Annotated in this window: 11 protein-coding genes; 3 read left to right on the top strand and 8 right to left on the bottom strand. The window is 55.8% G+C overall.

All coding sequences use genetic code 11. The features are described from left to right. Nucleotides 1–22: 22 nt before the first annotated feature. The gene (locus ACUNV4_RS08300) at nt 23–1264 is read left to right on the top strand and encodes a PQQ-dependent sugar dehydrogenase (protein WP_430878042.1); all 1242 of its coding nucleotides are present in this window, start codon (nt 23–25) and stop codon (nt 1262–1264) included. Between the two features lie 117 nt (nt 1265–1381). Next, a complete protein-coding gene (locus tag ACUNV4_RS08295) occupies nt 1382–1714 on the top strand; it encodes a c-type cytochrome (RefSeq protein ID WP_430878041.1) in 333 nt (110 codons plus the stop codon). Nucleotides 1715–1743: 29 nt separating this feature from the next. Here ACUNV4_RS08295 and ACUNV4_RS08290 read toward each other — a convergent pair whose 3' ends face one another. The 6 genes from ACUNV4_RS08290 to ACUNV4_RS08265 all read right to left on the bottom strand — a co-directional run bounded on the left by ACUNV4_RS08290 (nt 1744) and on the right by ACUNV4_RS08265 (nt 8605). Continuing rightward, entirely contained in the window at nt 1744–4179 is a 2436-nt protein-coding gene (locus ACUNV4_RS08290) for a beta-glucosidase (RefSeq protein WP_430878040.1), read from the bottom strand. A 206-nt stretch (nt 4180–4385) separates the two neighbouring features. Beyond that, entirely contained in the window at nt 4386–5462 is a 1077-nt protein-coding gene (locus ACUNV4_RS08285) for an ABC transporter ATP-binding protein (protein WP_430878039.1), read from the bottom strand. A 4-nt stretch (nt 5463–5466) separates the two neighbouring features. Beyond that, nucleotides 5467–6417, bottom strand: a complete 951-nt coding sequence (locus tag ACUNV4_RS08280; RefSeq protein WP_430878038.1) for a carbohydrate ABC transporter permease — start codon at nt 6415–6417, stop codon at nt 5467–5469. Next, complete coding sequence (locus tag ACUNV4_RS08275) at nt 6410–7303, bottom strand: carbohydrate ABC transporter permease (RefSeq protein WP_430878037.1); 894 nt, start codon at nt 7301–7303, stop codon at nt 6410–6412. The genes ACUNV4_RS08280 and ACUNV4_RS08275 overlap by 8 nt, the downstream gene beginning before the upstream one ends. Nucleotides 7304–7375: 72 nt before the next feature. Continuing rightward, nucleotides 7376–8401, bottom strand: a complete 1026-nt coding sequence (locus ACUNV4_RS08270; protein WP_430878300.1) for an ABC transporter substrate-binding protein — start codon at nt 8399–8401, stop codon at nt 7376–7378. A gap of 81 nt (nt 8402–8482) precedes the next feature. Next, on the bottom strand, nt 8483–8605 hold the full coding sequence (locus ACUNV4_RS08265) for a hypothetical protein (protein WP_430878036.1): 123 nt from the start codon (nt 8603–8605) through the stop codon (nt 8483–8485). A 171-nt stretch (nt 8606–8776) separates the two neighbouring features. On the opposite strand from ACUNV4_RS08265, the gene ACUNV4_RS08260 reads away from it, so the two are divergent. Next, a complete protein-coding gene (locus ACUNV4_RS08260; protein ID WP_430878035.1) occupies nt 8777–9841 on the top strand; it encodes a LacI family transcriptional regulator in 1065 nt (354 codons plus the stop codon). Between the two features lie 378 nt (nt 9842–10219). Here the strand turns inward: ACUNV4_RS08260 and ACUNV4_RS08255 are convergent, their stop codons facing one another. Together ACUNV4_RS08255 and ACUNV4_RS08250 are read right to left on the bottom strand one after the other, a co-directional pair. Then, nucleotides 10220–11194, bottom strand: a complete 975-nt coding sequence (locus tag ACUNV4_RS08255) for an HNH endonuclease (RefSeq protein WP_430878034.1) — start codon at nt 11192–11194, stop codon at nt 10220–10222. Nucleotide 11195: 1 nt separating this feature from the next. Beyond that, the gene (locus ACUNV4_RS08250; RefSeq protein WP_430878033.1) at nt 11196–12329 is read right to left on the bottom strand and encodes a DNA cytosine methyltransferase; all 1134 of its coding nucleotides are present in this window, start codon (nt 12327–12329) and stop codon (nt 11196–11198) included. Between the last annotated feature and the right edge of the window lie 34 nt (nt 12330–12363).

Below are 12363 nucleotides of genomic sequence, written 5' to 3'. Positions count from 1 at the left end.
TTTCAACAATCTGGAGGGATCAATGAAATATCTGATTGGCGCAGTCACCACAGCATGCACCTTGATGGCGGGAGTCAGCAGCGCTCAAACCAACCTTGAAAAACTGGGTGCCTTCAAGGTAACCGGCACCAAGGAGCACACGGTTGTCGAGCAGGACGGCAAGTCAGCAGACTCCTTGCGCAAGGTACTGGAGGGTATTTCCCTGCCTCCGGGATTCAAGATAGAGCTCTATGCTCTGGTGCCTGACGCCAGACACATGGCGATGGCCCCTCAAGGCACCGTTCTGTTCGTCGGCACCAAGAAGAACAAGGTGTGGGCAGTCATGGATCGCGATCGGGACAGAGTCGCCGACGAAGTCAAGGATTTCGCACCGTCGCTGGAGCTTGATGTACCCAATGGCGTGGCCTTTTCCAGGGACGGTTTTCTGTTCATTGCCGAACGCAATCGGGTCATGATGTATCCGGCAGCCGAATTCTTCCACGAAAGCCCGGACGTTGTGGCGGTACCTATCGTCCCGCAGGGGACACTCATCCCGGTTGAAGAGGAAAGCTACAACCACACGGCGAGAGTCATCAAGGTTGGACCGGATGACAAGCTCTACATCTCACTGGGCCAGCCCTTCAATGTCTTCCCGCCGGAAAAGATGGATCTGTACAAGGAAACCGGCATTGGCGGCATCATTCGCATGAATCGTGACGGGACAGATCGCGAAGTCTATACCTACGGTGTCAGAAATTCGGTCGGTCATGACTTTCACCCGGTCACCGGAGAGCTGTGGTGGACCGACAATCAGGTCGATGGCATGGGCGATGACATTCCGCCCGGAGAGATCAACAGACAGACCGAGATGGGCCAGCACTTCGGATTTCCCTGGTATGGAGGTGGATCCGTGCGCACGACGGAATACGAAGGCCAGGAAGTTCCCGTTGACGTGGTCATGCCGGCCTCGGAAACCATTGCGCATGCAGCCGATCTGGGCATGAGCTTCTACACCGGCAACATGTTCCCGGAAAAGTATCGCAATGCCATATTCTCGGCTCAGCACGGATCCTGGAACCGGACGACACCCGTCGGAGCCAGGGTCATGGTGACATTCATCGATGAAGAAGGTACGGCAACGACAGAGCCTTTTGCAGAGGGTTGGATCGATGAAAACGGTGAGTACGATGGCCGCCCTGTCGATGTCGTCCAGATGAAGGACGGCTCGCTGCTGGTCTCCGATGACTTCGCCAATGCGATTTATCGAATCAGTTATTCCGAGTGAGGCTCTCTGACCTCGAAACATGACGGTGAGGCAGGCGCACCCATTGCGGCGCTGCCTGCCCCACCGGCGTTCCGGCACCGAGATTGCCGTCAGTATCTGCTGATCATCCACAAGCACATGAAACTGTCTCTATTGTTAACGTCGTCCCTGTTCCTCGGTTCGGCTCTGACTCACGATCAGGCACAAGCGCAGGAGCCGTCTTCCGGTCAGACCTTGGCCAGACAATGCAGTGTCTGCCACGGCAAGACAGGCATGGCTACCGACCCCGAGGTTCCGAACCTGGCTGGGCAGTCAGCACTGTACCTGGAGAAGAGCATGAAGGATTATCGATCAGGAGCGCGCCAGGATCGTCGAATGTCACTGATCGCGCAGCCTCTGTCCGATGAACAGATTGCACAACTGGCAGCCTGGTATGCAGCCTTCATCGTCGAGGTCACGCCGCCCGAGTGATGATGACAACTTGCGCACCGGATGACTCCTCAAACGGAGAGGGTCGCAGCCTCCAGTTGCACGTCCACTTCGGCAACGATGTCGACTGCCGAGATTCCCAGCGAAACAGAGAATGCACCTGCTTCGATTCGCCAGCAGCGCGAGACGACATCGTAGAAAGCAAAATCACGCATTGACAGGTCGATCTGTACATCTGTCGACTCTCCCGGCTCGAGCACGACCTTGCGAAATGCCTTGAGTTCACGAAGCGGGCGTGGAACGCTGGCCTCCTTGTCGCCAACGTAGATCTGCGCCACCGTACTGCCTGATCTGTCCCCCGTGTTGGAGACTGCAAATGCCACTCTGACGCTATCAGGACGACTGGCAACAAGCAGATCGGACAGCGCAAACGAGGTATACGACAAACCATGACCAAACGCGAATAGTGGCGCGATTCCGGCACGTTCGTAGTGACGATAGCCGATGAACACACCTTCGTCGTAACGGACGTGACCGTCACGTCCCGGATAGATCTCGGAATCCTCGCTATAGGTCGGGTTGTTGCACCACTGGCGCGGAAAGCTTTGTGGCAGCCGACCGCCAGGCTCCGCATCACCGTACAGGACGTCCGCAATGGCGTTACCGCACTCCTGCCCCGGATACCAGGCTTGCAGGATTGCCGGTACATCGTCTACCCAGGGCATTTCGATCGGGCCGCCCGTCTGAAGTACGATGACTGTTCGAGGATTGGCCGCGAGCACCGCCGACACCAGTTCGTTCTGCCGACCGGGCAAGGCGATGTCTTCCAGATCGGAGCCTTCGGTATCCCACTCGCCCGAGCGGCCGACAAACAGCACAACCTTGTCTGCCTGAGCGGCAACCTCGACTGCTTGCACAATGTCGGCATCTCCCATGGGATGGCCGATGCCCAGTCGGAATGCATGGGTTTCCATATCAATGAATGGCTTGGATGCGAATTCGATCTCTATCTCATACGACTGCGCTGCATTCAACGTCACCGTACCCACGACCTCATCACACCCCTCTTCAAAGAAGGTCCGACCTCTGCTCCAACCATCCCAGGCATTGGCAACCAGCTGCCCATCGACCTTGACACGTGAATACCCGGCCGAAAAGAGACCGACCCTGTGCAGCCCGGTCTCCTTTGGTACAAAGGTTCCACGGATACGCACGGAAAAATGGCCTTGCCTGACCTTTCCCGCGGCGATAGGCGTCATCCACATGGCATTCGCATTCTGCAACTGCTCGCTATGCACGACGGGACCCGAGAAATCGGTAGAAGCAAAGAAATCGCAGGTGAATTCCCCTTCGAGCAAGGGCTCCCAACGATGATTGGAACATCCCGCTGCGTAGCTCAGATCATCCTCTCCCAGACGACCAACCAGACCCTCCCACGGCGTCACCTGATAGTGAGGGTTGAGCTGTGAGGATCCGCCGCCCATGATCCGTGCCGTTCTGGCATTCGGACCAATGACGGCAACACGTCCATCGGCCTGCAGTGGCAGGATACCCTCGTTCTTCAGCAGAACCATGCCGGCGGCACCGGCACACCGAATCAAGGCTCGATGTTCCGGACGGTCATCGACTCGTTCCTGATGGTGTTGCAGATTACCCAATGCCCCGGTTCGACGCATGAGACGCAGGGCATTGAGTGCCCCCTGGCGCACGGTCGAACTTGCCACCTCACCGGTTTCGACAGCATCGAGCAGTTTCTGACCACGATCGCGCGTCGGCCCCGGCATCTCGAGATCCAGCCCGGCATTTACCGTGGGCGCAGTACTGTGGGAGCCGGACCAGTCAGACATGACCAGTCCATCGAACCCCCAATCACCGCGCAATACCTCGTTGATCAACCACGAATGCTCCGATGTATACGTTCCATTGAGTTGGTTGTAGGAGGTCATGACCGCCCAGACACCCGCCTTCTTCACGGCATCCTCGAATGGACGAAAATACACTTCACGCAAAGTCCGTTCGTCGACTCTGGAATTCATGGTGGTACGCTCGATCTCGCTTTCATTACCCGCGAAATGCTTGATTGTTGCTGCAATGCGTTTGGCTTGCAGACCTTCGATATAGCTGATTGCCAGGGCCGCCGTCAGTTCCGGATCTTCTGCAAAGCATTCGAAGTTGCGACCATTCGTGACCGAACGATGGATATTCACCGTTGGCGCCAGCGCCACATGAGCGCCCTTGGAGACGACTTCGTCGGCGATGGCGCTGCCAATCTCGCGCGCCAGTTGCGGATCCCAGCTGGCCCCTATACAGATGCCCACGGGAAAGGCCGCTGCGCTGAGCCCACCGATGAGTGACCCTCCCCCACGCGCACCATTGGGCCCGTCTGTCACCCGCAACTTGCCGATTCCAACTCTGCTGACTGCGGGCAACGACCATGAGTCTTCACCCGACAACAGGGAAACCTGCTCCTGCAATGTCATGGCATCGACCAGCGCTTCGAGGTCCATGGTCATGTCCTCCTCGTTCAAGTCGTCAGTAGCGCGCATAATCTTGAGAATTCCAATGGTCTGTAGAGGCGAGCAAGACCTGCGCTCGCTCACGTGAGTGGTCAAGCTGGTCGCCTGCTGCGTTTCACCAGCATGAGGCTGAAAAGGCGTCAAGGTAGTCATGACCGAGAAGGCGGTTTGTCTGCCAGGTTTCCCCGCTCCGGCATCTACATCCGCAGTTCAGTGGCAGGATCAAATAGCGAGGCGCGCGCAGGTTCGATTCCGATGGTGATGCGATCTCCAGGAGCAACACGCGCCTGGCCGTCCATGCGGATATGAAACGGAATATCCTGCAATTGCGTATAGATCAGCGTATCGGAGCCCATGGGCTCCACCAGATCGACGGTGACTTCCCTACTGACCGGCGCGCTGCCGACCAGATCGCCGGTGATGACGTGTTCGGGTCGGATACCGATGATTGCCCCGCCCACGCGCGTTGACTGCTCTGCAAACTGGTAGCCTGAAAGAGGCAGTTCCAGATCCCCCCGCCGAAACCTGCCATTCGAGATCTCGCCATCGAGAAAATTCATCGATGGCGAACCGATGAAGTCAGCCACGTACAGGTTGCGAGGTCGGTTGTAGATTTCATCCGAAGTCCCCAACTGCATTATCTGACCCCCTTTCATGATGGCTATGCGATCCGCCAGGGTCATCGCTTCCACCTGGTCATGGGTGACATAGATCATGGTGTTCTCGAGCTGCTGGTGCAGACGCTTGATCTCGACCCGCAGATCGGCACGCAGCTTGGCATCCAGGTTCGACAACGGTTCATCGAACAGGAACACATCAACGTCACGCACCAGGGCGCGGCCAATGGCAACACGCTGTCGCTGACCACCCGACAGAGCCGCCGGCTTGCGCTTGAGCAGAGCTTCGATCTGCAGGACCTCTGAGGCGCGTTTCACCCGTTTGGCAATTTCGTCTTTCGGCATCTTCGCATTGCGAAGACCGAACGTGAGATTTCCCTCGACACTCATCTGAGGATAGAGCGCATACGACTGGAATACCATACCGATACCCCGCTCGGACGGCTCCGCCCAGGTGACGTTCCTGCCATTGATGTGAATCTGACCCGAGGTCGGTTCGAGCAATCCGGCGATGCAGTTGAGCAAGGTGGACTTGCCGCAACCCGATGATCCCAGCAAGACCAGGAACTCCCCTTTCGGGATGGTGAGATTCAGATCCTGCAATACCTTGACTGAAGAGAATTGCAGATCGAGGTGCTTGATTTCGACAGAGTTCATGGGTTCACCCTTTGACGGCGCCTGCGGCGATACCGCGTACGAATAATTTGCCGGATACGAAGTAGAGAATCAGTGGCACCGCGCCGGTCAGGAGCGTGGCGGCCATGTTGACGTTGTATTCCTTCACGCCCTGCACGGTGTTGACAATGTTGTTGAGTTGCACCGTCATGGGATAGTTTTCCGGCCGGGTATAGACGACCCCGAAAAGGAAATCATTCCAGATACCGGTAACTTGCAGAATCATTGCGACGACGAAGATCGGCAGCGACATGGGCAGCATGATCTGAAAGTAGATACGCCAGAACCCTGCGCCATCCACACGTGCCGCCTTGAACAGATCCACCGGAATCGAGGTGAAGTAATTGCGGAAGAGCAATGTCAGAATTGGCATGCCGAAGATGGAATGCACGATGACCAGACCAGTCAGCGAACCGTAGAGTCCTATCTCGCGCAGCAGAATGACAATCGGATAGATCAACACCTGGTAGGGAATGAATGCTCCGATGATCAGAATGGTGAAGAACAGGTTGGCACCCCGAAATCGCCAGTTGGCAAGGGCATAGCCATTGATCGACGCTATCGCGATCGATATCAGGGCGGAAGGGACGAGGATTTTCACCGAATTCCAGAAACCCCGCGACAAGTCATCGCAATTCAGACCGGTACAGGCTTCGGACCAGGCCTTGGTCCAGGGGGCAAAGGTGATATCGACAGGCAGGGAGAAGATGTTGCCCAGACGAATCTCGTCCATGTCCTTGAGCGAGGTGACCAGGTCCTTGAGCGAGGTGACCAGCATCACGTATAGCGGCAAAAGGTAGTAGGCCGATACCAGAATCAGAATGCCGTAGACAAGGATATTGCGACTCGACAGTATCCGCCTTGGTTTGGGCCCATCGGGCTCCAGCGAATCTTTCGACCTGGTTGCAGCCGGGTTCAGTGAGTTGGTGTCAGCCATGCTGTTTGCCTCCGAATTCCAGGTAAGCCCAGGGAATGATGATTACCACGACAGCCAGCAGCATCATGGTCGAGGCGGCGAAACCCTGGCCAAGATTCTGGCTGAGGAACATCATGTCGTAGACGTATTTGGCCGGCACCTCGGAGGACAGGCCGGGACCGCCGCCAGTCTGCGCCACAATCAGGTCATAGAGTTTGATGATTCCCGAGGTAATGATGACCAGTGTGGTGATGAACACGGGCCGCATCATCGGGATGATGATGAACAGATAGGTCTTCCATGCCGGAATGCCATCGACTCGCGATGCCTTCCAGACGTCTTCGTCGATGCCACGCAGCCCGGCGAGCATCAGACACATGACAAGCCCGGTACCCTGCCAGATGCCTGCGATCAGCACTCCATAGATCACGATATCCGGGTTGTAGAGCGGATCGAAGATGAAGTTCTCGAAACCCAGGCTGCGCACGATATTCTGCACGCCGAATTCCGGATTGAGTATCCACTGCCAGACCAGACCGGTGACGATGAAACTCAAGGCAAAGGGATACAACAGAATCGAACGAAAGGTGTTTTCGAATCGAACCTTCTGGTCGAGCAAGGCAGCCAGCAGGAATCCGATCACCAGCGACAGAATCAACGCCAGTATCCCGTATATCGCCAGATTCTCGATGGAAACAAGCCATCGCCGGCTGCCCCACAGACGCTCGTACTGAGCAAGCCCGACCCAGTTCGTGTTTGGCAGGAGACTCGAACTGGTGAACGAGTAGGTAATGGTCCAGATCGAGCATCCCAGGAAGACGACCATCGCGGTCAGTACCATGGGAATGGCTGCAATCCTGGACGCCATGTTCTTGAACATCCGGGGTGGTCTGGTGTCTGCATTCATGCTTCAGTCTCCGCCTGACGAAAGAGGATCAAGCGGGCCGATACGATGGCCCGCCCGCATCCCGGCTAGCGCTTATCGAGCGTCCGCAATGATGTCAACGAAGTACGACTGAACGTCGTCGACCGACATGCCCGGATCGTTGAAGAATTCCGAAAACAGGTCCTCTATCCGGGATCCCGTGTCAGGACTGACCAGCTGCGCAACATCGCTTACCGTGTTGCCAGCGGCCAGTATCTCGAGCCCTTTGCGCATGCAATCATTGGCCGCTTCCAGATCGACGTCACCGCGTACCGGCAGAGAGCCTTTCTTGAGGTTGAACGCTACCTGCGTGACGGGGTCCAGCATGGTTGCTGCAAGCACGTCCTGCGCTCTGGACTTGTCTTCATCATCCATGACTGGAAAGTAGAAGGCATCGCCCGACGTCGAGATGATCTCGTTCACACCCAGACCCGGCAGGCAGCTGTAATCCACGCCCGCTACCTGGCCGGCAACCTGGAACTCACCTTGCGCCCAGTCGCCCATGATCTGCCCACCGGCCTGTCCGGCAATGACCATATTGGTGGCCTGATTCCAGTCTTGCACTCTGGAATTCTTCGACATCTCCCGGGCGTTGGCTGCCGCCTCGAAGACTTTTCTCATCTCCGGCCCGGCTGCCACCTCGGCATCATGGTCGGCAAAGACGGTGTTGTAGACATCCTTGCCGGCGATCGCTACCAGCAGCACGTTGAACGCGCCAGCATTCTGCCAGGCTTGCTGGCCCATCGCCAGCGGAGTCTTTCCGGCTTTCTCCAGTGCAGAGGCAGCAGCGACGAATTCATCCCAGTTCGACGGTACCGGCACGCCTGCATCCTCGAATGCCTTGTGCGAGAGCCACAGCCACTGCCACGAATGAATGTTGATCGGCGCGCAATAGATGCGGCCTTCGAAGGTACAGGAGTCGATCAGTGACTGGGGATGAATCACATCTTTCCAGCCACCGGCCTCGGCAGCATCGGTCAGATCACGCATCAGGCCCGCCTGAACCAGCTCTTCGGCCTGACGACCATGATTGAATTGAGTTGCTGCCATGGGGTCTCCCCCGGTGATACGACTGATCATGATGGGTCTGGCGGTTCCCGCAGAGCCTGCAATGGCCCCATCAATCCACTGGTTGCCCGTTGCGTCGAACGCCCTGGCCAATTAGGCAACCGCTGCTGCCTCACCGCCGGATGTCCACCAGTGGGTTACTTCCAGATCCGTGGCACTGACAGCCGCCGCACCCACGAGGGTCGCAGCCCCCAGCAAAGTCGTTGAGAATTTCATCGTTTAGCACCTCCTAAAGCGTTGTAGGGCGAGTCTACAGCGCTTTAGAAACGATTTTCAATACATTTCCGAAATCAATGCATTATTATTCTGATGTCCATCAATCAGTCGCCCGATGGTGCTGATACCGAGGTAAAGCGCGGTACAAATGAATCAGGAAGCAAATGATGTATGCTGAAAGACATAGTGAATCGACAACACAACGAACCCGACTTGCCAGCTGACCTTTCGACGCGACCGACCCTCAAGACCATCTCGCGTCTCAGTGGATTCGCCGTACCCACGGTATCCCGAGCTCTCAAGGGCGCTCCTGACATCAGCCAGAAAACCAAGGAAACCGTGCGCCGGATTGCCGATGAAATAGGCTATGTACCGAACCGTGCCGGTGTACGTTTGAGCACAGGGAAGACGAACGTTGTCAGTCTGGTGATTTCCACCGAACACGATGTCATGAACCATACGGCGCGGCTCATTTCCGGCGTGGCGAGCGAACTGCGCGATACTCGCTACCACCTGAACGTCACGCCCTGGTTTTCCGGCAATGACGCAATGCACTCGGTACGCTATATCGTCGAATCCGGCTCGGCTGACGCCATCATTCTGAACGCGACAACCCCACGTGATCCACGCGTTGCCTATCTCATGGAAAAGCGATTTCCTTTCGCCACCCATGGTCGTACCGACTGGTCTGACAGTCACGCCTGGTTCGATTTCGACAATACCGCCTTTGGCCGTATCGGTATCTCACAGCTTGCCGCTCGCGGACGCAGCAACATCTTCGCCATACTGCCTCCCGCCGATCAGTTCTATAGCCGCTGCATGGCGGATGGTGCCCGGCAGGCTGCCCTGGAAACAGGCGTTACCCTGACGATCTGTGACAAGATCAACAGTGACCGCCCAGCACTTGAAATACGCAATCGTTTCGCTGAAGTGCTGGCCGAGGATCCGACCATTGACGGTATCTTTGCAGACTCGCCCGTGGCCAGTCTGACTGCGCTGGATGCGGTCAAATCCGCCCCATCTCGATCAGGCCGCAAGATCGAGATTTTCGGCAAGGAACTCATGCCGTTTGTCAGCCTGTTTCACGAGGAGTTTCTGTCAATGCCGGAGGATGTACGACGCGCAGGTCGGTTTCTCGCACGCGCTGTCTTGCAGGCCATTGAAGAGCCGGAACGACCACCGATGCAGGAACTGGAAGTTCCGGCGGACCGTTGGAATTCGCAGACGACGGCTTGAAACACGCGCCAGGCACAGCGATCGCAACAATGCTGCCTGCTTTCCTGGATACGCGTATCGGGAACCGGCCAGCCAGGCACTGATAAGAAGAGTCTCTGCCTCAGTTTGAGTACCTCAACGACCCCTCATCTGATCCCGTCGACGTGCTGACACGTGAAGTCAAGGCCTGGAATTATGAGTACGAACATAGAATTATCACTACCGACAGTCTTTACAACGTTGTTGGTCGCGTGACAGCTGTATGTATGCCTCGGCACTCATGTCAGCAACGGTCACCGAGATTTCTTTGATTCTATCAGTCTGAACGTGTCTGTCAGACAGACTCTTCTTAACAAGGTCAAACTAAAGGTGCATATGCTCGGCGATGACGGAAAACCATTAAGGTAATACAAGCCTAGACAAATCATAATCGCTGATACCACCACGGTGAACTTCATCGTGACAGACATTGCAAAGTGATATCAGATTTTCCACTGTATTTTCTCCACCATCGACATGGTGCTGTACGTGGTGAAGCTCTATTTGCGTTCGGTATTTATCTGACGCATCTGCGCTATTACGACTCCAGCCGCATGATCTGCAAGCAAACCTATCCCGCTCAAGCACTTTCACTTTCACAGGATCGGGAATGCTTCTGTCATGTACTTCCGCCTGCTTGTCCGCTTCTAGAAGATAGACGCCAATCGGCAATTCCGGCATACCAGTCCCACGAGTCAAGATAGGCCACCCTTGTTCTGTCCTCAATTCGCGCACACGACGCGCCCACTCCGTGCTCCCATTGGCTACGTAACGAAGTTCCTCTCCCGTGATCTCCTTACCCACGTTGCGACGGAAGAATTCAAGTATTTTTGCCTGCGCTCCCCCCTTACCTTTCCGGATCTCATTTGCAACATGCCAACGGTGGGCCCCTTCGAGATCTTGCCTGTCGCTGAGCAAGACATAAGAGTCCGTCGTTAAAGAATTCTTGTCACCCGCAAAAGACAGAGTACTGTCTTCTCTCTTCATTTCTACCAACGTGGTGCCGCTGGCAACGGCCCAGCCATGCTGCACCCTCAACTCGCGTATCCGGCGGCCATACTCACTGATGCCAGCCACCACCATCAGCTCATCACCCTGGAGAATTGTCTTGGGATACTTCAACAGATACGCAAGAATCCGACCTCTCGCTGAATCGGTGCTGTCATCTGTTATCAGCGAGCTTCCCAGATCGCGAAGTGTGTGATTGGCCGGTATCAAGGCCACTACCTGCGATCTCAGATCTTCGTCTTGCAGCTTGATCTCGAATTCCTCGATAAGTTGCAACAATTTCCTTCTAAGAACTTCCGGTGCATCACGACTAGATCGTCTGGCCATCTCAAGCTACCTGTGCAGCCCGCTTCTTGTTAGCTCTCTTTGCCACTCGATGACTCAGCAACTCATCAACGAACGTCGCCAGTGCATGTGCAAAGACAGGTGGCACAGCATTTCCAATTTGCTTGGCAACCTGAATCTTGGTGCCGCTGAACATGAATTCATCGGGGAACGTCATCAGTCTGGCGGCCTCTCTGTGTGAGATTGGGCGGTGTTCATCCGGGTGCAGGTATCTGCCTTTCTCTGGCTTGAAAAACTCGGTTCTGATAGTCACCGACGGTCGGTCCCACCAGAGACGACCGAACAGATCAGTACCTCCCGATGTCTTTCGTATCCAGCAGCCCGGGGTGATGTCCGGCCGATTCTTCTGCAGGTCAAATCGATTTCCACCTGGCGGAACAGCGCGGTATCGTTCTTTGCTCACGTCAGTGGGTGTCCGACCGAAATGTAGATCGAGCGGAGGCTTTTTTCCAGGGTTTATCTCGATCCCGCTTGTCCGGCTAGGCAAGTCCCCTATCGCATCGCGGACAGTCAACCAAGGAAGCGTAGACACGCCGTCACCACCCACACCATGAGTAGCACGAGGTGGAAAAGTTGGCAGTAGGTTCCTACCAAAATCGCTGACACGCACGCCAATCGCAATAGCTCTCTTTCGTGTTTGCGGCACGCCGTAGTCCGCCATGTTGAGCACAGCGGGGCTTAGCATATCGAAACCAAGTTCCAAGGCCCTGCGCGTAATGTCCTCGAACTCGGCACTCTTGAGCAATCCCTGTACATTTTCCATCACAAACACAGACGCCCCCGATCGCTCCACCACATCCATATACGGCTCCCACAAAGCACGTCTACGATCACCCGTGCGATTCTTGTTCAGAAGACTGAAACCTTGGCACGGTGGACCACCGATAACCACATCGGCTGAAGGGATATTATTCTGAGATACCCACTCTTCAATATCGCCCGCTACGCAATGCGGAGAATCCGGACAAAAGTTCTGGTTGTACGTGTCTACTGCAGGCTCGTCATTGTCAATGGCAAAGACGCTTCTGTAGCCACCATGGAACCTGTCATCGGCAAATCCGAGAGTCATTCCGCCCGCGCCACTAAAGAGATCAATGAGTGTGTGCTTTTTCGTCATGTTGGCATTGTACGGCAGAGGACGACACAAAGCA

Source organism: Granulosicoccus sp. 3-233 (assembly GCF_052681095.1).
This window is presented reverse-complemented; position numbering and strand designations above follow the sequence as displayed.

Coding starts and splice junctions, on each gene's coding strand:
- ACUNV4_RS08260 (WP_430878035.1), top strand. CDS start 8,777: ATGCTGAAAGACATAGTGAATCGACAACACAACGAACCCGACTTGCCA.
- ACUNV4_RS08275 (WP_430878037.1), bottom strand. CDS start 7,303: ATGAATGCAGACACCAGACCACCCCGGATGTTCAAGAACATGGCGTCC.
- ACUNV4_RS08250 (WP_430878033.1), bottom strand. CDS start 12,329: ATGACGAAAAAGCACACACTCATTGATCTCTTTAGTGGCGCGGGCGGA.
- ACUNV4_RS08290 (WP_430878040.1), bottom strand. CDS start 4,179: ATGGACCTCGAAGCGCTGGTCGATGCCATGACATTGCAGGAGCAGGTT.
- ACUNV4_RS08265 (WP_430878036.1), bottom strand. CDS start 8,605: ATGAAATTCTCAACGACTTTGCTGGGGGCTGCGACCCTCGTGGGTGCG.
- ACUNV4_RS08270 (WP_430878300.1), bottom strand. CDS start 8,401: ATGATCAGTCGTATCACCGGGGGAGACCCCATGGCAGCAACTCAATTC.
- ACUNV4_RS08285 (WP_430878039.1), bottom strand. CDS start 5,462: ATGAACTCTGTCGAAATCAAGCACCTCGATCTGCAATTCTCTTCAGTC.
- ACUNV4_RS08280 (WP_430878038.1), bottom strand. CDS start 6,417: ATGGCTGACACCAACTCACTGAACCCGGCTGCAACCAGGTCGAAAGAT.
- ACUNV4_RS08300 (WP_430878042.1), top strand. CDS start 23: ATGAAATATCTGATTGGCGCAGTCACCACAGCATGCACCTTGATGGCG.
- ACUNV4_RS08295 (WP_430878041.1), top strand. CDS start 1,382: ATGAAACTGTCTCTATTGTTAACGTCGTCCCTGTTCCTCGGTTCGGCT.
- ACUNV4_RS08255 (WP_430878034.1), bottom strand. CDS start 11,194: ATGGCCAGACGATCTAGTCGTGATGCACCGGAAGTTCTTAGAAGGAAA.